Origin of the sequence: Sulfurirhabdus autotrophica, from assembly GCF_004346685.1 — a bacterium.
Lineage (GTDB): Bacteria > Pseudomonadota > Gammaproteobacteria > Burkholderiales > SMCO01 > Sulfurirhabdus > Sulfurirhabdus autotrophica.
Genome location: NZ_SMCO01000032.1, coordinates 1 through 20,371 on the forward strand (window position 1 = coordinate 1; position 20,371 = coordinate 20,371).

Annotated in this window: 20 protein-coding genes; 12 read left to right on the plus strand and 8 right to left on the minus strand. The window is 46.5% G+C overall.

The annotated features are described in order from the left end of the window. Positions 1 to 191: 191 nt before the first annotated feature. Positions 192 to 848 (plus strand): cupin domain-containing protein, encoded by a 657-nt coding sequence (locus EDC63_RS17455; RefSeq protein WP_124946126.1) that lies wholly within the window; start codon positions 192 to 194, stop codon positions 846 to 848. Positions 849 to 863: 15 nt separating this feature from the next. Here the strand turns inward: EDC63_RS17455 and EDC63_RS17460 are convergent, their stop codons facing one another. After that, entirely contained in the window at positions 864 to 2,150 is a 1,287-nt protein-coding gene (locus EDC63_RS17460) for a Y-family DNA polymerase (RefSeq protein ID WP_124946125.1), read from the minus strand. Between the two features lie 2 nt (positions 2,151 to 2,152). Next, positions 2,153 to 2,749 (minus strand): LexA family protein, encoded by a 597-nt coding sequence (locus EDC63_RS17465; protein ID WP_124946124.1) that lies wholly within the window; start codon positions 2,747 to 2,749, stop codon positions 2,153 to 2,155. A gap of 152 nt (positions 2,750 to 2,901) precedes the next feature. On the opposite strand from EDC63_RS17465, the gene EDC63_RS17470 reads away from it, so the two are divergent. Continuing rightward, positions 2,902 to 3,312, plus strand: coding sequence for a YidB family protein (locus EDC63_RS17470; RefSeq protein ID WP_124946123.1), 411 nt, complete (start codon positions 2,902 to 2,904; stop codon positions 3,310 to 3,312). Between the two features lie 103 nt (positions 3,313 to 3,415). Further along, positions 3,416 to 4,267: a ComEA family DNA-binding protein gene (locus tag EDC63_RS17475; protein ID WP_124946122.1), complete on the plus strand. Its 852-nt coding sequence runs from the start codon at positions 3,416 to 3,418 to the stop codon at positions 4,265 to 4,267. 147 nt (positions 4,268 to 4,414) lie between these two features. On the opposite strand, the gene EDC63_RS17480 is transcribed toward EDC63_RS17475, so the two are convergent. Then, positions 4,415 to 6,208, minus strand: coding sequence for a bifunctional diguanylate cyclase/phosphodiesterase (locus EDC63_RS17480; protein ID WP_124946121.1), 1,794 nt, complete (start codon positions 6,206 to 6,208; stop codon positions 4,415 to 4,417). Between the two features lie 316 nt (positions 6,209 to 6,524). Here EDC63_RS17480 and EDC63_RS17485 point away from each other — a divergent pair, with 316 nt between their 5' ends. After that, the gene (locus EDC63_RS17485) at positions 6,525 to 7,055 is read left to right on the plus strand and encodes a peroxiredoxin (RefSeq protein ID WP_124946120.1); all 531 of its coding nucleotides are present in this window, start codon (positions 6,525 to 6,527) and stop codon (positions 7,053 to 7,055) included. After that, positions 7,055 to 7,435, plus strand: a complete 381-nt coding sequence (locus EDC63_RS17490; protein ID WP_124946119.1) for a VOC family protein — start codon at positions 7,055 to 7,057, stop codon at positions 7,433 to 7,435. Before EDC63_RS17485 ends, EDC63_RS17490 begins: the two co-directional genes overlap by 1 nt. A gap of 2 nt (positions 7,436 to 7,437) precedes the next feature. Here the strand turns inward: EDC63_RS17490 and EDC63_RS17495 are convergent, their stop codons facing one another. Continuing rightward, complete coding sequence (locus tag EDC63_RS17495) at positions 7,438 to 8,859, minus strand: EAL and HDOD domain-containing protein (RefSeq protein ID WP_223272297.1); 1,422 nt, start codon at positions 8,857 to 8,859, stop codon at positions 7,438 to 7,440. A gap of 311 nt (positions 8,860 to 9,170) precedes the next feature. Here EDC63_RS17495 and EDC63_RS17500 point away from each other — a divergent pair, with 311 nt between their 5' ends. The 6 genes from EDC63_RS17500 (at position 9,171) to EDC63_RS17520 (ending at position 15,993) form a co-directional block, all read left to right on the plus strand. Beyond that, positions 9,171 to 9,569, plus strand: coding sequence for a TraR/DksA family transcriptional regulator (locus EDC63_RS17500; RefSeq protein ID WP_124946117.1), 399 nt, complete (start codon positions 9,171 to 9,173; stop codon positions 9,567 to 9,569). A 22-nt stretch (positions 9,570 to 9,591) separates the two neighbouring features. Next, positions 9,592 to 11,316 (plus strand): DNA polymerase/3'-5' exonuclease PolX, encoded by a 1,725-nt coding sequence (gene polX / locus EDC63_RS17505; protein ID WP_132920972.1) that lies wholly within the window; start codon positions 9,592 to 9,594, stop codon positions 11,314 to 11,316. 157 nt (positions 11,317 to 11,473) lie between these two features. Beyond that, positions 11,474 to 11,923: a class I SAM-dependent methyltransferase gene (locus tag EDC63_RS18910; protein ID WP_223248254.1), complete on the plus strand. Its 450-nt coding sequence runs from the start codon at positions 11,474 to 11,476 to the stop codon at positions 11,921 to 11,923. Further along, a complete protein-coding gene (locus EDC63_RS18915; RefSeq protein WP_223248253.1) occupies positions 11,895 to 12,293 on the plus strand; it encodes a hypothetical protein in 399 nt (132 codons plus the stop codon). The genes EDC63_RS18910 and EDC63_RS18915 overlap by 29 nt, the downstream gene beginning before the upstream one ends. Before the next feature lie 287 nt (positions 12,294 to 12,580). After that, positions 12,581 to 13,594, plus strand: a complete 1,014-nt coding sequence (locus EDC63_RS17515; RefSeq protein WP_165923034.1) for an ABC transporter substrate-binding protein — start codon at positions 12,581 to 12,583, stop codon at positions 13,592 to 13,594. After that, positions 13,573 to 15,993: a sensor domain-containing diguanylate cyclase gene (locus EDC63_RS17520; protein ID WP_132920973.1), complete on the plus strand. Its 2,421-nt coding sequence runs from the start codon at positions 13,573 to 13,575 to the stop codon at positions 15,991 to 15,993. The genes EDC63_RS17515 and EDC63_RS17520 overlap by 22 nt, the downstream gene beginning before the upstream one ends. Before the next feature lie 37 nt (positions 15,994 to 16,030). Here EDC63_RS17520 and EDC63_RS17525 read toward each other — a convergent pair whose 3' ends face one another. The 4 genes from EDC63_RS17525 to EDC63_RS17540 form a co-directional block, all read right to left on the minus strand. Further along, on the minus strand, positions 16,031 to 17,023 hold the full coding sequence (locus EDC63_RS17525) for a TDT family transporter (RefSeq protein ID WP_124946114.1): 993 nt from the start codon (positions 17,021 to 17,023) through the stop codon (positions 16,031 to 16,033). Positions 17,024 to 17,110: 87 nt separating this feature from the next. Then, positions 17,111 to 17,665 (minus strand): YbhB/YbcL family Raf kinase inhibitor-like protein, encoded by a 555-nt coding sequence (locus EDC63_RS17530; RefSeq protein ID WP_124946113.1) that lies wholly within the window; start codon positions 17,663 to 17,665, stop codon positions 17,111 to 17,113. Between the two features lie 34 nt (positions 17,666 to 17,699). Continuing rightward, positions 17,700 to 18,518: a type 1 glutamine amidotransferase domain-containing protein gene (locus tag EDC63_RS17535; RefSeq protein WP_124946112.1), complete on the minus strand. Its 819-nt coding sequence runs from the start codon at positions 18,516 to 18,518 to the stop codon at positions 17,700 to 17,702. Positions 18,519 to 18,552: 34 nt separating this feature from the next. After that, on the minus strand, positions 18,553 to 19,263 hold the full coding sequence (locus EDC63_RS17540; RefSeq protein ID WP_124946111.1) for a type 1 glutamine amidotransferase domain-containing protein: 711 nt from the start codon (positions 19,261 to 19,263) through the stop codon (positions 18,553 to 18,555). A 125-nt stretch (positions 19,264 to 19,388) separates the two neighbouring features. On the opposite strand from EDC63_RS17540, the gene EDC63_RS17545 reads away from it, so the two are divergent. After that, positions 19,389 to 20,369, plus strand: a complete 981-nt coding sequence (locus EDC63_RS17545) for a LysR family transcriptional regulator (RefSeq protein ID WP_124946110.1) — start codon at positions 19,389 to 19,391, stop codon at positions 20,367 to 20,369. The last annotated feature ends 2 nt before the right edge of the window (positions 20,370 to 20,371 follow it).

The window sequence follows — 20,371 nt, forward strand, 5'->3', positions numbered from 1 at the left end:
CTTCGCTGATTCGAGAACGGCAATAATATCTATTTTTATTAATCATCTTAGGAAGTTAGCACACTTTAAAACGTGCTTAACTTCCTAAGACCCTTTTTTTATATTACCTTGTTGATACGTTGTTTGCCTATATATCAAGCATAATTGCCAAATCGTAGGTGTATCCTTCTTTTGTTGAATTGGAGTTTTTGATGATTATTCATGCGGATCACTCTAAACGCGTTGTGGTTGATTCTTCGTCCTTGCCCTGGGTAGCCTCTCCTATGCCGGGTGTGTTGCGCAAGATGCTGGAACGGGATGGGGGCGAGCAGGCCAGGGCAACATCGGTTGTGCGCTATGAAGCAGGTTCGCATTTTGAAACTCATGTGCATTCCGGTGGGGAGGAAATTTTTGTGCTGGCAGGTATTTTGGAAGACGAATTGGGTACTTATCCGGCAGGGACGTATTTGAAGAATCCACCAGGTTCAAGCCATCAGCCATTCAGTAAAGATGGATGCACACTGTTCGTGAAGTTGCGGTATGCCAAGGAAGGTGACACGCAGCGAGTCGTTGTGAATTCACATGATGCGCAGTGGTCGCCGGGTTTGGTACCGGGATTGGAGGTGCTGCCGTTAAGTGAGTTTATGGGTGAGCACACGGCACTTGTTCGCTGGCAACCCGGCACGCAGTTTCAGCCCCATCGTCATTTTGGCGGAGAGGAGATTTTTGTACTGGAGGGGACTTTTCAGGATGAGTATGGTACTTATCCGCAAGGTGCGTGGCTCAGAAATCCGCATATGAGTGCACATCAACCGTTTAGTGTTGAAGGCTGTACGATTCTGGTGAAGGTTGGGCATCTCGATGCGTGAGTGGTTTGGCCTGCGTTAAGTGGTGATGGCAAGTTCTTCCCAGCGCGTTGTGTAGTTGGGTGATTTTCTGTCGGTTCTGGCTTTCCAGTCTTGTTCGATACCTGCACTGGCAAGGCGTACAGTGTTTTTTCCCATTAATGCATTGATGTGATCCATGCAGCGCATCATGTCGCGGGATTTGGCGGGAATTTGCGGGTTGGCAGTGCTGAATAAATCAGGCTGTTTTTGGTCTGCATGAATAATGTTCAACAGCATGATGCCTGCTTTCTGATAGCAATAGCCCGGGCGATAAATATATTCGAGTCCGATTAACGCGACATTCACCAGCGTGAGTGTATTGTCGGTGGATTCTACTAGTGGCAGAGTGATACTTTTCTGGTATTGCGGCTCGCGTACTTTGTGTGGATTGGTGTGAATGTAGACCGTGATCGCACCAGCCAGTGAGTGCTGTCGGCGCAGTTTTTCTGCTGCGCGGGTCATGTAGCTGCTGACTGCTTCTTGCAAATCCTTAAGCGCAAAAACCGGCATGCCGAAAGAACGGGAGGACATGATCTGCTGCTTGGCAGGTGCAATTTCTTCCAGTGAAATGCAAGGGGTGCCGCGCAACTCCATGACAGTGCGTTCCAGTACGACGCCAAATTGACTGCGAATGGCCTTCAGTTCTGCATCTCGTAAATCTTTGACCCTGTGGATGCCCATTTCGCTTAATCGTTCTCTGATGCGTCTGCCTACGCCCCATACTTCACCTGCTTCAATGCGGGAAAATAATGCGTCTGTTTTGGCTGGTGACAGTGTGTTCAGGTTGCAGACACTTTGAAAATCCGGATTTTTTTTTGCAATATGATTAGCCAGTTTCGCCAGTGTTTTAGTGGAGGCAATACCCACGCAAACGGGTAAGCCTAGCCACTGATGAATACGTCTGCGAATTTGCTGGCCATACGCAGTTAAATCCAGGCGATTGAAGCTCGTCAGGTCCAGAAAACACTCATCAATGGAGTAAATTTCCTGATGAGGACTGAACTGGGCAAGGATAGACATGACCCGGTTGCTCATGTCGGCATACAGCGCGTAATTGGAAGAAAAAGCCATAATTTTGTGTTGCCGTACTAAATCCTGAATCTGGAAAAAGGGGATGCCCATCTTGACACCCAGTGCTTTTACCTCGCTGGACCGGGCGACCACGCAGCCATCGTTGTTGGAAAGTACGACAACCGGTTTGTGTTCCAGCCGGGGTTGAAACACCCGTTCGCAGGAAACGTAGAAATTATTGCAATCCACCAGAGCGATAGCGCGCGCTGCCATAATCAAACCTTGTGAATAACGCTGGTTACCACGCCCCAGATAGTGATTTCCTGGCCATCTTTTAAAACGATAGGGGGGTAATCAGGGTTCTCTGCGATTAAGGCAATTCTCCCGCTTTTGAGTGATAACCGTTTGACGGTCAGCTCGCCTTCCAGTGCAGCGATGACGATTTTACCGTCATCTGCATTAAGAGATCGGTCTACGATGAGCATATCCCCATCATGAATCCCGGCACCTGTCATGGAGTGGCCTTTTACCCGCAGGAAGAATGTCGCTTCTTTGTGGTGTATCAGGTATTCGTTTAAATCCAGCCGGTCTTCTATATAGTCGTCAGCCGGGGAAGGGAAGCCGGCGGAAATACGATGGCCAAACTGGGGGAGTGGCAGGTGTGGTGCCCCTATGCTGGGGAAAAAAATGCCAGCACCTGACGGCCATCCTTGAGTGATGGTTAAGGTTGGTTGTTCGGGTATTGCCAGCAAGCGGAGAATGCGATCTTTCTGGCTGACAGGTATGCGCAAGGGAACTGTGGGCTCGCCAAACTGGCCTGAGCCGGATTTGCGCCCTGCGCCGGGGCGCTTTCCGCCGTGGTTCTTGGTCATGATGTTTTGCAGGTGGCTAAAATATGATTAATGTACGTTAATCAAGTATAGCAGTGAAAGTGACTGGCTGCGCAATAAAAATATTTACCTTGATACGGCAACATACTATAGTGAATCGTTGCTTCAATTGAATATCGTAACTGGAGAAAATTATGGGTTTACTGGATCAGATTGGTGGTATGTTGGGCGGCGCAGCTACGGGTGGTAATGCAAATAATGCGGTGTTGCAAAGTGCGCTGGAGCTCGTTCAAAATTATCAGGGTGGCGGGCTTGCTGGGTTGGTTGATGCTTTCAAAAATAAGGGGTTGGGCGATATTGCCAGCTCTTGGGTGGGTACAGGTGAAAATCAGGCAATCGATGCCAGTCAACTGGAACAGGTGCTTGGAAACGACACCATTCAGCAAATCGCCACGAAAACAGGTTTATCTACTGAAGTGCTGTCACAGGGATTAGCCTCTGTATTGCCCCAAGTGATAGATAAACTCACACCAAACGGTGCTTTACCAGAAGGCGGTTTGCTTGAAGAAGGCCTTAGCCTGCTTAAGGGAAAGTTTTTCGGCTGATTTAAATTAAGGCAGTCTGTAACCAAATCAGGGGTATATGCGTTATAGCTGTGCCAGCAGGTTTAACAGGCAGGACTATTTACTACAATCAGGAGAAGCAGCAATGAAAAAGCTAGTACTGTTTATAGCGACATTTTTTGCATTTATGCAAATGGCGTTTGCAGCAATTAATATCAATACCGCATCGCAAGCGGAATTGGAATCGCTAAATGGAATTGGTCCTGCCAAAGCTCAGGCAATTATTGAGTATCGCAATGCAAACGGGCGCTTTAAAACGGTTGATGATCTGGATAAAGTAAAAGGGATCGGTGCCGGTACGCTGAACAAGATTCGTGAACAGATTGATGTGAAAGGTGCGTCTACTCCTGTCAAGAGTGAAGCGAAAGCTGCAGATGTCAAAAAAATGGAACCAAAAGCGCCAATGAGCACTAAGCCAATGGCTGAACCCGCATCGAAGCCTGTGGTTTCCAAGCCGGCAATGGGTGACATGATGGATGACAAGAAATCTGCAACTAAGGGAACGATCAAACCTGCGGATGATAAAGTTTCAGAGAAGAAAGATACTGCAAAGGATAAGTCTGCGGAAAAAAAGGATGCTGCCAGCCCGGTAGCTGAAAAAGCGTCAGCCAAAAAATCAGCAATCAAGGATGAAACTAAACCAGCAGAAGAAAAATCTTCAGGTAAAAAAGCATCGACGAAAGACGTAGTTCAACCAGCAGCTGATACCGCTTCTGCCAAAGATACTAAATCAGCTGAAGACAAGAAATCCAGCCGCAAAGCCAAGGCGGATGCAAAAAAAGATGATGCCGCCAAGTCTGTTGCTGTAGAAAAAGATAGCGCAAAAGACGCCGGCAAAACAGATAAAAGCAGCGCCAAAAAAACCAAGGATGATGTCAAGAAAAAGGACAAAAAATCCAAGGATGACAGCACTAAAGATAAAAAAGAAGCCAAGTAACAGCCCTATCTGACGGAGTATTAGCCTGACGCATCTTCGATCCGAAAGTTCGGAGATGCGTTAGATAAAAGGTTGATTATCAAGTGGCGTCCGCCACGAGTAAATGTGTATTGAACGTATTCGTTTTTATGCGCTAGCGGGGAAAGTTTAAATTACCGGGTGGCCAAATAAAAATCCCTGACCCCAGTCTATTCCCAAATCGCATAAAATGTCTGCAGTATCCTCATCTTCCACATATTCAGCAATGGTTGTCAGGTTAAGATCTTTTGCGATGTCATTAATGCCTTTAACGATTTTTCTGATGCGCTTGTCTTTGACTTGCATGATGAGGCTTCCTTCGATTTTAAGGAAGGAGATGGGTAGTTCTGCTAAGTATTGGAACGATGAATAGCCGCTTCCAAAATCATCAACTGCAAGCCGCATGCCAAATTCCAGGAAGGGTGCCAGCTTGGCTTTTACGGCTTGAATGTCACCCAATAACTGTCTCTCGGTGATTTCAAGGACGAGTGGTTTTGTTGGTCCCAGATCAATGCCGCATAGTGAGCAGGCTGCCTGAGCTTCAGCAAACAGACTGTGAACCAGTTCTTGATGGAGTAGGAGGTCTGCTGAAATATTCACAAAATGTGCAATGCGTTCACCGCCGCCAGCAATGTTAAGTGCACAGCGATTCATTGTCTGACTGATAATTTGGTAATCCAGAAGATGGGTTAGCTGCAACTCGGATGCAGCATTGATAAAGTGGATCGCATCAATGGGATTATCATGTTCATCAATTATTCTCGCCAGCGCTTCTTCGGCAACTGTGGTTCGGGTTTTTAAATCTACAATGGTTTGGTAGGCGGGAACCAGTTTGTTTGTTTGGATTGCAGAATTTATTTTGGCTGCAATAGAGTAGATTTCCTGCTTTTCCTTTGCAGCGACAACCCGGTTTCGGCCAGTCTTTTTTGCTTCATACAATGCGGCATCTGCAGCCGCAATGAGGAAATCAGTTGTATCGCCATCTAGGGGGTAACTGGATACACCGATGCTCGCTGAAGTCTTGATCTGTTGCTGGTTCAGCTGAATGGAAAACTGGGCAATTTCCTCTCGTAGACGTTCGGCAATATTCAGCGCTTCTTCTTCACGTGTATTCGGCAAAATAGCCAGAAACTCTTCCCCCCCCCATCTTCCTATCCAGTCATTAGCCCGCAATAGTTTTCTGGATACTTCGCTGACACCCCGTAAAATTTCGTCACCGATTGCATGGCCATAGTTATCGTTGAGTAACTTGAAGCGATCAAGGTCAATCAGCATTAAGCTAAAAGGATTTTTAGACCTGACAGCCTGTGCATATTCACGATTGATAATTTCCTGGAAAGCACGTCGATTGAAGAGCTGGGTTGTGGAATCAATTGTGGCCATTTCTTCGAGGTTTAATTTCAGGCTGGCTTGTTCCAACGCCACTGTGGCTAACTGAGAAAAGGCGAGGAAAGGCTCATTCCCAATATTTTCGAAATAATCGGGTATGTCTGCAAAGATAACGATAAGCCCGCGGCATGGCTTGCCAGGGTTGCCAATAGGCAATGTCAGGGCTTCTGCCAGACCATGCTGAATGGCTTGCTCGCGCCATAAGCCAAAGGTGGTATCCGATTTTACTCTTACCAGTACAGGTTGGTTGGTTGCCAGTGAACGTCTGCCTGGCCCTTTCATCGATTCCGGAGAACGGTCGATTATCACTGTTGAAGCGTATTTGGAAGCGCGGCCAACGGCATAAGAAGGCACTATTGTTTCGTTATCTGGATTGCCCAGGTACATCCACGCCAGACAAATATGTTTTGAGGAGGCAATAAGGGCATCACAAGCAGCTCTCAGCACTTCATCAGGCGTTTTCCCTTGAGCAAGGCTTGTTGTGGCGGTTAATAGCGCTTTGTAGATGAGCAGTTGCTCGTTATTGTGGTCCATTGTTTCTCTTGGTTATTCTTTATAAGTTTTCTGTTGCATCGGTCAGTTTTTGGATGTGCCAGAAAAAATAAATATATGCGTTCTACAATCCTATTTATGCAATGTATCATTTTATACGTTATTGCTGTTTAATTAAACGTGTAAAAAATTCAACATATTGAATTTATGTTGGTTAAGCACCGGTACATCACCTGTTTCATTTTAGTGATGTCGAGTGGGTGCATAAAGGGATTTCAGATTGATGCGGCAATTTTGGTTGCTGGCCTGGATTGTTCCAGTCCGGAATTTTGGATGATGTGTTGTGAAAAGGAATGCGATGAAGATAATACTGATTTTGGTGGCTTTTATTGTAATGGGACTGTTGTGGGTAAAGCTGGGTAGTGCTGGCGAAATCCCCCGGCAAGGCGAAGTGGCGCCAGCGTTTGATTTGCCAGATCAAAATGGAAAAAATCAGAAACTGACTGATTATCAGGGAAAATGGGTTGTCCTGTATTTTTATCCGAAAGATGACACACCGGGTTGTACGCAAGAGGCATGTACTTTTCGTGATGACCTGCATTTACTGACGGAATTGGGAGCGCAGGTAATCGGCGTGAGTGTGGACGATTCCGCTTCGCACACAGAATTCGCAAAAAAATATCATTTGCCTTTTCCTTTGCTTGCCGACAAAAACGGCAAAGTAACAGATAGTTATGGTGCGCTGTTGAATCTGGGCATTATGCAGTTTGCCAAACGTTATACATTTTTGATAGACCCACAAGGCAAGGTCGCACGTGTATATCAGAAAGTGGACACTTCACGGCACTCCAAAGAAATCATCGATGATTTGAGGAAGTTAGTTAAATAATGATTGCTTCCCTTGATCACTTGGTTCTGACAACGCGCGATCTGGATAAATGCGTGGCATTTTACAGTGAAATTCTTGAAATGAAGCTGGAGCGATTTGGTGATAATCGCCTTGCGTTACATTTTGGACACCAGAAAATCAATTTGCATGAATTTGGCCGGGAGTTTGAGCCTAAGGCATATACTCCCATGCCGGGGTCACTGGATTTGTGTTTTTTGATAAACAGATCATTGAAGGAAGTCATGGCCAAGCTTGAAGCGTGCGGTGTTCCCGTCATAGAAGGGCCTGTACGCCGAACAGGTGCCTCTTCAGCCATTCTCTCAGTGTATGTGCGTGACCCCGATGGAAATCTTATTGAATTAGCCCAAGCAGAAGGTTGAGCCTATTCGTTAACCTGTTCCGCCCAGATTAATGCGTCGGCATGGTAGGCATTGACATGGGCGACTTCTAATCCAAGATGTTTTGCTAAAACAGTGATGCGTTCCTGATCAAATTCTTCGCAGGCGATGGCCAGTTCCAGATAGGGGGCGTATTTACCTTTTTTATGCAGCAGTGCCTCTACAGCCAATGGTGGCAGGCTGACTTGGGCCAGAACTTTTTCCATGGGTAAGTGTAGCAGGATGTCCAGAAGCGAAAAAATGCCTGTTACAAACAGTTCGTCCCGCTCGTTTGCAGGCAATGAGTCACTGGCAGATAATTCAGCTAAACGTGCCCGCACCAGTGCATTTTCCATGAGCGCCCAATCCAGCGCATCTCCTGCACCACTCGTGAAAAGCAATAGTGTGAGCCAGCGATAAAGATTTTGTCTGCCAAGAATGAGCAAAGCTTGATCGATTGAGTTGACCTTGTTAGCCAGACCAGAACCGGCACTGTTAATATATCGAAGTATTTTGAAGGAAAGAGCAGGATCCTGCTTGAAGGCCTGAGCGAGTTCAGCAATTTCGGCGTCCTGTCGAATGCGGTTTAGCAAATCCAGTATTTTGATCCGTCCCGTATCCATTCTGGGGGTTGCCCATGCTTCTCTGCTGGTGACGAATTGTCCCTGAAAGTATGCGAATGGCAGTTTGATACAAACATGAAATTCGTCCAGCGTTTTGATGTTGGTAGCAACCAGATTTTTGTCAAACACCAGTTTGCTGATCGCACTGATTTGGGTGGTAATGGTGGGCAGGTCGTTCTTGCCAATATCGATGAAAATAAATTCTGCTAATTCCATAAAAGGCTGCATTTCAGGTAAGTCAGTATCACCTTGAAGCCCGATACGGAAACCCAGCTTTTTAAGTGCATTCAGTTTGTTTATTAACACACTGCTACCAGCAAAACATTGTTCAAGTGCACTCACCACGAGTACGGTCCCTTCTTTAGGAAGTTGCTCCAAAAGGGGGTGGTCAAGGGTAGAAGGTAGAATAGGGATAAAGGCCAGGCGATGCCCTAGCAAACGCTGGATATCCATGTTCAGAATGTTTCTGAGCAGCACTTCATCATATAAACGCTGAACGATAGTAGAAGAGGCTCGGACACGCTCATTGATATTGCGGCTCAAGGTAAATGAGTACCCTGCGACCTTTTGTTCTTTATTTAATACTGCTTCTCGGCAAACAACAGAAGGCGGTATGGTGTTTTCAGCAATTAACTCTTCTGCGTTTTCTTCTGAAGCGGGCAGGCTGCCATTTTTGCTGGATACCGGAGCAAGCTGATTCAGTCGCTTAAACTCTGCACTATCGGCAGCAGGTGTGATTTTTTCATCAGGTTTGGATTGTTTGGCATCTTTACCGGACAGTAGTTTCATGAAGCGGTTTAACATCGGGAAAACTCTTCTTATTTTTACAAAATGGTTTGTTTGAGTGGCTTCTTAAACAATCGATATTAAATAAACGGTGAATCTGAGTGGATCTTTAATTTTGCAGGGATTCGCCTGCAAATCAATGCTATGAAGAACTACTATAATGTAATTGAATTCCAACTTTTGTGCTACAACTGCCTGTGGTTTTTCAAAGTGTTATTCTATTTAACAGAAGAACAGGTATGTTTGTAAAAGCGAGTGCGCATTTGAAATGCCAAAACAGGTTTAATGAGTGTGCAGATTTGTTGATTTATCTTTCAGGGGAGGTTTTGATGAGCGAACTATCACAAGAACAGCTAACGCAGATAAAAGAAGTGCTGAATCAGCGATATCAGACAGTGATTGAAGAAGTACGGGAAGAGCTGGCAAATGCTGGACAGCACCAATATATCGAAATTATTGGTAATGTGCCAGCTGATAGCGGGGATGCGTCAATGGGCGATATGCTGGCAGATTTAAATGCGGCCATGATTGACCGGCAAATCCTAGAAATTCGGGATATAGAGGCGGCTCGTCTGCGGATTAAAAATAATGAGTTTGGCGCTTGCCAGGACTGTGGTGAGGGCATTGCCTTTGAACGACTGATGGCATATCCCACGGCCAAGCGTTGCATTAGCTGTCAGCAGCAGTACGAAAAAACTTACGCTACTGAAAATATCCCATCCCTCTGACGGGTACGGGCAAAGTTAAATTATGCCAATCCACAATGCGGACATAGCGGCAATATTTGAAGAGATAGCGGATTTGCTGGAAATTCAGGATGCTAACCCCTTTCGGGTGCGGGCTTATCGTAATGCCGCCCGGGCGATGGGTGAACTGGGGCGTGATGTAAAGAGTCTGTTGGAGCATGATGGCAAGCTGCCAAAACTGCCTGGAATAGGTACTGATCTTGACGCCAAAATTCATGAGATTGTGGAAACCGGGAAGTGTGCTCTGCTGGAAAGGTTGCACAAGGAACTGCCGCCAGCAATCACCGAACTGTTGAAAATCCCCGGGCTGGGTCCGAAGCGTGTAAAAGCACTGTATCACGATCTGGATGTGCAAACGCTGGAACAGTTACTCCGCGCCGCCAGGGATGGGAGAATTCGTGCCCTGCATGGGTTTGGTGAAAAAACCGAACGCAACATTCTTGATGCAATAGAATCGCATATTAATCAGGCCCGACGTTTTAAACTGGTGGTTGCTGCCCAGTATGCTGATACTCTTATTACATACTTGGGTAAAGCCTCAGGGGTAAAACGCGTGGTAGTGGCGGGCAGTTTCCGCCGGATGCGCGAAACCGTTGGCGATCTGGATATTCTGGTGACAGCCGATGCAGACAGTAAAGTGATGGATCACTTTACTGCTTACGACGAGATCGCCGAGATATTGTCCCATGGTCCAACGCGTTCCAGTGTGGTGCTTAAAAGCGGTTTGCAGGTCGATGTGCGCGTAGTGAATGAAGAAAGCTACGGCTCAGCGCTGCACTATTTTACCGGCTCCAAGTCGCACAATATTGCCGTACGTAAACTGGCCCTGGCGCGCGGACTCAAGATTAACGAGTATGGGGTATTCAAGGGGCAAACTCGCATAGCGGGGGAAACCGAAGAGTCCGTTTATCACACTGTGGGTTTGCCCTATATTCCTCCTGAACTGCGGGAAGACCGGGGTGAACTTGAAATTGCCCGCGCTGGCCATCTACCTCACCTGATTGAATTGGCTGATCTGAAAGGCGACTTGCATGCGCACACCAAGGCAACAGACGGGCGTAATACTCTGAAGGAGATGGCACTCGCCGCCAAGGCAATGGGGTTTGAATATCTGGCCATTACTGAACACTCACGGCACCTGACCGTTGCCCATGGCCTCGACCCACAGCGATTGGTGAAGCAGATTGATGAAATCGACCGACTGAATGAGGAATTGCAGGGGGTGACACTGCTAAAAGGGATTGAGGTGGATATCCTGGAGGATGGTAGCCTGGATTTGCCTGACAGCGTGCTGGCACGACTGGATCTGGTGGTGGGTGCGGTACATAGTCAGTTCGCGCTTTCCCGCACAAAACAGACAGAACGTATCTTGCGCGCCATGGCCCATCCATACTTCACAATACTGGCTCACCCGACAGGGCGTCTGATCGATCAGCGCGAGCCCTATGATGTGGATATGCTGCGTATTATCCGTGAGGCGAAGAAACGAGGTTGTTACCTTGAACTGAACGCACATCCAGAACGTCTGGATTTGCTGGACACCCAGTGTCAGATGGCCAAGGAAGAAGGGGTGCTGGTAAGCATTAATTCAGATGCACACAATACGCTGGATTTTAGTAATTTGCGTTTTGGTATAGGGCAGGCCCGGCGAGGCTGGCTGGAAAAGCAGGATGTGCTGAATACACGCACATTGAAGGCATTGCTGCCTTTGCTAAAAGCTACTATGTAACTTGATGATATTAAACAAGCTGTTTTGATAGGAAACAGTCATGCTGGTTGAAGATTTTTTTAGATTGTGAGCACTGGGCACAATAATTTGCGGCTTCCTCAGTGAGGGGCTATCGAAGTGTTGGTCGTGTAGTGAACGCGAAATAAAGGAAAGCGCAATGAGTAATCTAGACTCTGACAAGATTTTCTCTGGTTCAATTCCAAAATTGTATGAAGAATATCTTGTCCCGATGATCTTTGAGCCCTATGCTGAAGATCTTGCGAATCGCTTGTTATCATTTAAGCCTGCTTGCGTGCTTGAGATAGCTGCCGGTACAGGTGTACTGACCCGTCACCTTGCTTCCGCATTGCCTGAAAATACCGGGATTGTTGCCACAGATTTGAATCAGCCCATGCTGGACATGGCCTTCAAGCTTGGCACGAAGCGCCCGGTGACGTGGCATCAGGCAGACGCCATGCAATTGCCATTTCAGGATGGGGAGTTTGACGCCGTAGTGTGCCAGTTTGGCGTCATGTTTTTTCCCGATAAAACCAAAGCCTTCTCGGAAGCATGCCGAGTGCTCAGAAAAGGGGGGCGTATTGCTCTTCAACGTTTGGGATCGAATTGAGGAGAACGAGTTTGCACAAGTAATATCGGTGGCCTTGGAGTCTTTATTCCCTGAAAACCCTCCGCAGTTCATGTCTCGCACGCCACATGGCTACTACAACCCGGCAACCATTGAGCGAGATATCCAAAGTGGTGGCTTTGTTTCACAGCCCCGCATGCATACTATTGCTGAGCGAAGTCGGGCTGACTCTCCTGAGATTCCTGCGCTGGCTTACTGCCAGGGCACTCCGTTACGCAATGAAATCGAAGCGCGCGACAAGTCGCGGCTTAGCGAGGCAACGGACCACGCAGCCAACGCAATCGCCCTGAGATTTGGGCCGGGTCCCGTCGATGGCAAGATTCAAGCGCACATTATTACTGTTGAACGTTGAGAGACGTAAATCGCCGAATTCTTTATAAGCGGAACCTAGCGCATTCGCTGTCGCCCAGTGTATTTGCCAATCCGCGGCGATTCCTGATTCGGCAACCCCCATCCTTAATATAAAAACGCGTATCCATTTCATCTTAGAGTCACACTGGAGAACAGCACAGCGCGAGCTCGACGGAACGATATGCATTATGGGGTGCGGGTATTCTCAATTAAGCGATTGCTGTGCTAATGTGTCAGCTTGGAAGCGGTGTTTGTCTCAACATAAAAATTTATGCAACTGGGGATGGGATGTTAATAAAGTTTACAAACTTTGTAATATCGGCACTGCTAATATCATTATCACATGCCGCGCTCGCTGAAGAACGTATTGTCGTGAGCGTACCAGGCCCGAAAAACATTTCCTATCTCCCAATTGATCTGATTCAAAAGCTGGGTTTCGATAGAGATGAAGGCGTTAAACTGTTATTACTTCATACAGGAGGAGGTGCCGTTGCACTCAATCACCTGATTACCAGAAATGCCGATTTTGCTGTTGCCGGATTACCTGCGGCCATGTCATTACGTGCGAATGGTGGAGATGTAGTGGCAGTGGCTGCTGTGGATGATGCGCCGCTGTTTGTTCTGATGGTGCGTATTTCGTTAAAGACTAAAATTAAGCGGATTTCAGATTTAAAAGGTTTGGTCATTGGTGTTAATACCAGTACCAAAAACAGTAAAACGACATCCCAGCAATTGGCGGAGCTGTTGTTAAAATCAGGCGGCGTATCACTGGATCAGGTGCGGATTGTACCTGCAGGTCAGAATTGGGAAGAACAGTCTTCACTCATATTATCTGGAGCAGCTGATGCAATCATGGGGGATGAGCCCTTTGCCTCACGCTTGCTGGCAGAAAAAAAAGTGTTCTTTCTTGCCAACTTGTCACAACCTGAGTCAGTTAAAAATATACCCGGCACTCACTTCCTGCATGCGGCATTAGAGACTAGATCAGATGTCATCGCCAATACACCACAGAAAGTGGAAAAGATGGCGAGAATGTTGCAAAGGACGTTAAAGTGGATAGCCAGTCATACTCCGGAAGACTTGGTTGCCAAGCTGGAAATGAGTAATGCGGATGAACGTAGTGCTTTGTTGGTTTCACTCAAAAAGTACCGTCACGCCTATAGCATTGACGGAAAGTTTTCTACAAGGCAGCTTAAAGAAACCGAGATATTTTTTCAATCATCAAGCGAGGGCGATTCAAACGCACAAGCCCTTCGCCTCGAAACCATGGTAGATGATAGATGGATTGGCCGTTCTCATTAAAATCACGGCGCAGAAGCATTTCCCGGCAGGCTGTAATCCGTTTGGCGATTAGTCTGGGGCTGTTTGTTATCGCACTGAGCTATACTTCTGCGCTGTTATATAAAATGGCGCTCAATAAGGCGGCACACGAGCGTGCTGCAGATCTGGTTGCTTTCTATCAGTTTCGTTTGACACAGTTGGAGCGGGATTGGGAATTGCAGACCCGTGATTTCAAAACACGTATAGAATTTACGCGTTATCTTGAAGATCCTCAGACAGACTCCATTAATTTGCGGGCCTTTTTCACGATTCAGGGTGGAGGAGCGCGTTTCTACCAATTTCTGGTGCTCGACAAAAATGGCCAAACTCGTTTCGCAATGAGGAAAGATGGGCAATTTTCCAATCCACTCAAACAAAATCAAAGTAATGGTTGGTACCGAGAACCATCAACGGGAAAGTTGTATCGTGTTTTTCTTGAACCAATCTGGATGGGTAATAGTGGTGTAGGTAAAATGCTGGCATTTTTTCCCGTTGATAATGCTTTGCTTTATCAATTGGCATCGCCTGGCGTCATTTTGATTGCACGTTACCAGAACGAGTCAGTTGCCAGCTCACTCGGATCCGAAGGCCTAAAGCATCACACAGTAAAATCAGAAACCATCGAGCGACGGGAACTGCCTTGGACAAACGAGCTGGAAGCCCCAAAGCTGGAAATTGAAGCGCCGGTAAAAACAATATTTTCTACCCTCGAATTATCCATTGGCGCTGGTATGATCCCGTTTGTAGACGCCCTTATTCTTTGGTTTGCACTGGGCACATGGCTTATGTTGCAAACACGCCGTATTAAGGCGCTTGGTGGGGCGGTAGCTGAATTCTCGCAGCATCAAGAAGTGACGTCATCCCTGAAACAGAATATTCGGCAGGCGCAAGCAGGTAACGTAGATGAAATTCACGATGTGGCTGTCGCGATTGAATCATTAGCGCAACAGACTGTTGAACAGAGGCTGCAACATGTAAGGGAAGAGGAACAAATCAGGCTTTGGTCCAGTGTTTTCCAGAGCAGTGCTGAATCCATCATCATTACCGATCGGGATAACAAAATCGTTGCTGTGAATCCTGCGTTCCAGCGACGCACAGGGTACCTGCAAGAAGAAGTGCTGGGTCAGAATCCTCGTATGCTGTCTTGTGGGCGGGAGCAGCCCGAATTTTATGCTGCCATGTGGCAATCCATTAAAGCCAATGGGTTTTGGCAAGGTGAAATATGGGATAGTGATAAAGCCGGTACGAGCCACCCCTATCTGATGACTATTTCCAGCGTGCATGATGATGCAGGGGAGATTACACACTATGTCGGGTATTACACGGATATCAGTGAACGTATGCGCTCTGACGAGGAGCTAAAGCAGCATCGTGATCATCTGGAAGAACTTGTAGCAGGGCGAACGCTGGCATTGGAAGATGCAAACCAGAAATTAACGCTTCAGAGCAATCTGCTGATTTCCCGGGAGGCTGACCTGCACAGGGCGCAGGCTGTCGCTAAACTGGGTAGCTGGCGCCTGGATGTTAGCAATAATAGTTTGTATTGGTCAGATGAAACTTACCGTATCTTCGGCTTGCCCACAGATGTACGCATGAATTATGAATTATTTCTGCTTGCAGTACACGAGGATGACAAAATGCAGGTCGATCAAGCCTGGCAAGCGGCATTGCAAGGCAAGCCATATGATATAGAGCATCGCATAGTAGTGGCAGGTAAAATCAAATGGGTGCGTGAGCAAGCAGAACTGATGTTTGATGAGAAGGGGAATTTGCTGGATGGCATAGGTACTGTTCAAGACATCACTGAAAAGAAACAGATGGAAGAGGAAGTGCGTCAACTTGCATTCTATGACTCGTTAACTAAGCTACCGAACCGTCGCCTGCTAGATGATCGTTTGGGTCAAGCTATGGATGCCAGTAAGCGTAGCGATTGTTATGGCGCACTGATGTTTCTTGATCTGGATAATTTCAAGCCTCTCAATGATACATATGGCCATGCACTGGGAGATTTGTTGCTTATTGAAGCGGCAGAACGCCTGATCAGTTGCGTACGCGAGATCGATACAGTTGCACGCTTTGGTGGCGATGAGTTTGTCGTGATGCTGAGCAACTTGGATGCCGATAAAGCAAAATCAACATCGCAGGCCACTATCATTGCAGAAAAAATACGCAGTGCTTTGGCTAATCCGTATTTTCTCATCTTCAAGCACAGAAATGAACCTGAAAAGACGGTCCAACATCATTGTACCGTGAGTATTGGCGTAACATTGTTTATGCATTCTGAAACGCCGGAAAGCATCCTCAAGAAAGCAGATATGGCGATGTTTCAGGCAAAAGAAACGGGCCGGAATAATATTCATCATTATGATGAGTTATCTTGAACATTCAGCATTCCTTGTAACTTGTTTAGAGTAAACATTATTTAGCTTTGTAAGCGAAGTGCTGTCGTACTGCATCAAGAGAACTTATGCTGAGCCCCGTTACGATCACCAACCCTAAGAAAGCAGATGCATTAGCCAGAACGCTTATGAACAAAGACGTATGAATGTGGGAAAATGCAGTGAAAGCGATAGCGGCAGCTATTAGCGGCATTCCAAATGCCCACCAGGATAATGCAAATTTTCCATTCATGATTTTTGCGAAAACGCCAATGGACACGATATAGCTGAATGCCGTTGTGAAAAACAGAGTGTTCGCAAATATGGAAGCTCGTAGCGCATTGGATTCCAATATGGCCAGAAGCATTAGAGCTGGAATTGCCACCGCAATGGCCAATGCAGGTTTTGCTGGAGATGGCAGTGAGGGTCCCATGATTAGGCGAGTGCAGAGCAAGCCGATAGATCCGATAGCCGAGATGCTACCGGCAATCAGTGCTGTACTTGAGATCATATCCATATTAAAAACAGGCGCAAGCAGTCCTACGTAAAGTAAACCTATTGGAGGAACTAGCCATCCTGGGGTTACGCCAGAAAGTGCAAATTTCTGGCGAGATCCTATGAACAGCCAATAAAATGTCAGCAGGGACGAAACAGCGCTTCCTGCTAAAAATGCAGTCTGCGCAACCTGCCCATTCAATTCTCTTGTTCCTTCGGCCAGTAATAAAAACGCAATACCGATTTGTCCAAAGAATGGTGCAATAGCAACATTCCGTAAATCCCGCATGAATGCATCGCGTCGAATAGCCCATCGAGTCATATGAGTTAATATACCTGTTATCAATATCACAGCACCCAGAATCAGGCTTATGGTTTTGAGCATTGGAATTTTCGCAAGATATTCATTCATCGCGGATACCAAACTGAGTCCAAGCAAGCCAAGTGGGGCACCAAAAATCGGGACAGGAACCCTTGTCAGCCAATCTGGCGGGCTTGCAACCTTTTCTTGATTATTGGTGCTGTTAACGGATTCCATTTAGCCCTCCAATGTTGCCTATTTAAAATAGTGAGTTAGTTATAACGAGACAAAGGGTGCGGAACACACCCTTTGAATTTAATTCAATTAACGTCCGTATGTGCTGATAAAGCTGGCTTTTCCAATTGAATTCATGTTTACCATGAAACCAGCCAAGCCAGCAGTAGCATTTAGCGGTAGTTCCAGTTTGTCTACTTTTAGTGCGTAGACAGTAAACTGGTAATGGTGCGGTGCGTCACCCATAGGTGGGCATGGCCCTCCCCAGCCTTGAGTACCAAAGTCGGTGGTAATTTGTTCACCGCCATCAGGTAAAGTAGTGACGCCTGTTTTGCCCATACCTTTGGCAATACCTGTTGCACTTGAGGGTAAATTAACAACTACCCAGTGGCGAAAACCGCCACCACCTGTCTTGGCATCTGGGTCGTGTACCATGACTGCAAAGCTTTTCGTGTCAGCAGGTGCGTTTTTCCAACTCAGGGCTGGGGATATGTTTTCACCGGTACAACCAAATCCGTTAAACGTGAAAGTTTTGGCTATTGCTTTCCCATTTGGAATGTCAGGGCTGCTGAGTTCAAAACCTTTAGCAAAAACACTGGCTGACGTAAGAATAAGAACACTGGTGATTGCAATTTTTTTAAGCATGATTTTTTCCTTGTTTTTTGAAAAATTAATTGGATTATTTGAGAGGGTTGGATGAATTTTCATTACTCGTTTGGGGCCTTTTTATCGCAGAAACAACATTTTTTGCTACCAGCGCTGCTGAGTTTGGATTCTGGCCGGTGATGAACTGCCCATCGCGCACTACAAATGCCTGCCAATTAGGCGCTTTTTCAAACTTTCCACCAAGCTCGCGCAAACGAGTTTCAAGTTTGAATGGCACCACATCAGAAAGCTTTACTTCAGTTTCTTCATCATTAGTAAAGCCATTGACTTGTTTCCCGAACAATATGGATTTTCCATCTGGTCGTTTGGCGGTCACTAGTCCTGCAGGTCCATGGCACACAGCAGCAATGACTTTATTTGCAGCAAATGCAGCTTCAACAGCGTTGGTTACACCGGCATCACCCGGTAAATCCCACATTCCGCCATGTCCGCCAGGAAAAAACAAGGCATCGAATCCAGTCCCATCGATAGATGCCGCAACTAAAGTGTGTGTGACCTTTTGTTGCGCGACGGGGTCGGACATGAAGCGCTCGATGGACGCTTCATTCTGCCCTGTTGGCTTCAAACTTGCGGGGTCAAAAGACACCCTGCCTCCTTTCGGAGAGGCAATCTCGACTTCAATTCCAGCATCCATAAAGATGTAATAGGGAGTGGCCAACTCTTCTGCCCATATTCCTGTGGCCTTGCCGGTGTCACCCATTTTTGAATTGGAGGTAACAATCATCAATACCCGCTTTTTTACAGGATAGGGGGTGTTGAGCTCTAACCCTGTAGCAAATGCGTGAATTGAGGTAATAATTAAAATGCCAAAAATCACAAGTTTTTTAAGCATGATTTTTTCCTGAGGTTTAACTGGTTTTCTGAGATCAGGCCGCTTTAACGGACTTGGCGATATTTAATGCAACGAGAACATGCTGCGCAACCAAGACTGATGAGTTTGGATTTTGGCCGGTGATCAGTTGGCCATCGCGTATAGCAAACTCTTGCCAATTAGGCGCTTTTTCAAACTTGCCACCTAATTCACGTATGAGTGTTTCAAGTTTGAATGGCACTATATCGGTCAAGTTGGCCGCAGCTTCTTCATCATCGGTAAAACAGTTGACTTTTTTCCCTGATAATATTGATTTTCCATCTGGTCGTTTGGCCGTCACTAGTCCTGCCGGGCCATGGCATACTGCGGCGATGATTTTGTTCGCGGCAAATGCGGCTTCCACTGCACGGGTAACGCCTGAGTCATTAGGCAAGTCCCACATCGTGCCATGACCGCCAGGAAAGAACACTGCATCAAAAATGGAAGTGTCGACAGCTGCGGTTGTAATGGTTTTGATAATTTTTTGCTGAGCAAAAGGGTCGGCTAGAAAGCGTTCAATATTTGCTTCGTTTTGCCCTATTGGTTTGATGCTTGACGGGTCAAATGCCACGCTGCCACCTTTAGGAGAAGCAATCTCGACTTCGATGCCGGCATCCAGAAAAATATAATAGGGTGTTACCAGTTCTTCTGCCCAGATTCCAGTTGTTTTACCGCTATTACCCATTGTGGAATTTGAGGTAACTATCATCAGTATGCGATGGCTCATTTTGTTTGTCCTTTTGCTGATTAATCATAATGGGTGAACATACACCCATGACAATGGACTTTACTGAAAGTTGTATGAGGAATAAACTAGATTTACTTTATTTCACTTATTACATAATGTAATTTATGAGCAGAGATTCAAGTGCCATACAGCTAGGAAGCATTCAACTTTTCTGCAAAGCAGCGGAGTTGGAAAGTTTTACTTCCGCTGCTGAATCTCTTGGTGTGACGCCAGCAGCGGTAAGCCGTTCTGTTCGTCGTATTGAGGAGCGCCTCGGCGTACGTTTGTTTGCTCGCACCACGCGGCAAATTCGTCTCACGTCAGGTGGTCGCCTCTACTACGAAAAATGTCGTGAGGCATTGACTCAAATTGAAGAGGCAGAGAATGCGATTTCCAGCCAGCAGGAGTCTCCCTCCGGGATAGTAAGAATCAGTGTACCTACTACTTATGGGCATCATCGTGTGCTACCGCTGTTACCGAAATTCAGAGTGCTTTATCCAAAAATAATAGTGGAAATCAATATCTCAAATCGTAATATTGATTTTGTTGAAGAGGGTTATGATTTGGCAATCCGTTTGGGTACGCAAACGGATTCACGTCTGGTTGCACGCAAGCTTGAGGATGCGACGCTCGGTGTTTTTGCGACACCAGACTATCTTAAACGGAGGGGTGTTCCTCAAAACCTGGAGGATTTGACTCAGCATGAATGCATACAATTTGTGTTGCCCAGTACTGGCAAGGCAATGCCATGGATATTCAATAATGATGGTGTCAAAGTAGATTTTTCATTTGATAGCCACGTCCGATGTTCCGAAGATGTGCTAGGGTGCGTAACTTACGCCAGAGCAGGTGGAGGATTGTTTCAGATTTATCACTTCATTGCGGAAGAAAACACCAAGAAGGGTGAGTTGATTGAAATATTATTGCCATTTGGCGGGCGCTCTCGTGCATTTTCCATACTTTATCCGCAGAATCGACATCAATCCACAAAAGTTCGCGCGTTTGTCGATTTCATGGTGGATGAACTCGCTAATCGCAAAAACATTTCAGTGGAACGAGAGGTACCGGTTGTGGCCAAGTTGAAAGGTAACGCCGCCCGCAAATAAAG

Excerpts from the sequence above, each read along its gene's own strand:
- polX (WP_132920972.1), top strand. The coding sequence starts at position 9,592 with ATGCCAATCCACAATGCGGACATAGCGGCAATATTTGAAGAGATAGCG.
- EDC63_RS17485 (WP_124946120.1), top strand. The coding sequence starts at position 6,525 with ATGAAGATAATACTGATTTTGGTGGCTTTTATTGTAATGGGACTGTTG.
- EDC63_RS17475 (WP_124946122.1), top strand. The coding sequence starts at position 3,416 with ATGAAAAAGCTAGTACTGTTTATAGCGACATTTTTTGCATTTATGCAA.
- EDC63_RS17530 (WP_124946113.1), bottom strand. The coding sequence starts at position 17,665 with ATGCTTAAAAAAATTGCAATCACCAGTGTTCTTATTCTTACGTCAGCC.
- EDC63_RS17525 (WP_124946114.1), bottom strand. The coding sequence starts at position 17,023 with ATGGAATCCGTTAACAGCACCAATAATCAAGAAAAGGTTGCAAGCCCG.
- EDC63_RS17500 (WP_124946117.1), top strand. The coding sequence starts at position 9,171 with ATGAGCGAACTATCACAAGAACAGCTAACGCAGATAAAAGAAGTGCTG.
- EDC63_RS17455 (WP_124946126.1), top strand. The coding sequence starts at position 192 with ATGATTATTCATGCGGATCACTCTAAACGCGTTGTGGTTGATTCTTCG.
- EDC63_RS17465 (WP_124946124.1), bottom strand. The coding sequence starts at position 2,749 with ATGACCAAGAACCACGGCGGAAAGCGCCCCGGCGCAGGGCGCAAATCC.
- EDC63_RS17535 (WP_124946112.1), bottom strand. The coding sequence starts at position 18,518 with ATGCTTAAAAAACTTGTGATTTTTGGCATTTTAATTATTACCTCAATT.
- EDC63_RS17540 (WP_124946111.1), bottom strand. The coding sequence starts at position 19,263 with ATGAGCCATCGCATACTGATGATAGTTACCTCAAATTCCACAATGGGT.
- EDC63_RS17470 (WP_124946123.1), top strand. The coding sequence starts at position 2,902 with ATGGGTTTACTGGATCAGATTGGTGGTATGTTGGGCGGCGCAGCTACG.
- EDC63_RS17520 (WP_132920973.1), top strand. The coding sequence starts at position 13,573 with ATGGATTGGCCGTTCTCATTAAAATCACGGCGCAGAAGCATTTCCCGG.
- EDC63_RS17480 (WP_124946121.1), bottom strand. The coding sequence starts at position 6,208 with ATGGACCACAATAACGAGCAACTGCTCATCTACAAAGCGCTATTAACC.
- EDC63_RS18910 (WP_223248254.1), top strand. The coding sequence starts at position 11,474 with ATGAGTAATCTAGACTCTGACAAGATTTTCTCTGGTTCAATTCCAAAA.
- EDC63_RS17495 (WP_223272297.1), bottom strand. The coding sequence starts at position 8,859 with ATGTTAAACCGCTTCATGAAACTACTGTCCGGTAAAGATGCCAAACAA.
- EDC63_RS17460 (WP_124946125.1), bottom strand. The coding sequence starts at position 2,150 with ATGGCAGCGCGCGCTATCGCTCTGGTGGATTGCAATAATTTCTACGTT.
- EDC63_RS17515 (WP_165923034.1), top strand. The coding sequence starts at position 12,581 with ATGTTAATAAAGTTTACAAACTTTGTAATATCGGCACTGCTAATATCA.
- EDC63_RS17490 (WP_124946119.1), top strand. The coding sequence starts at position 7,055 with ATGATTGCTTCCCTTGATCACTTGGTTCTGACAACGCGCGATCTGGAT.
- EDC63_RS17545 (WP_124946110.1), top strand. The coding sequence starts at position 19,389 with ATGAGCAGAGATTCAAGTGCCATACAGCTAGGAAGCATTCAACTTTTC.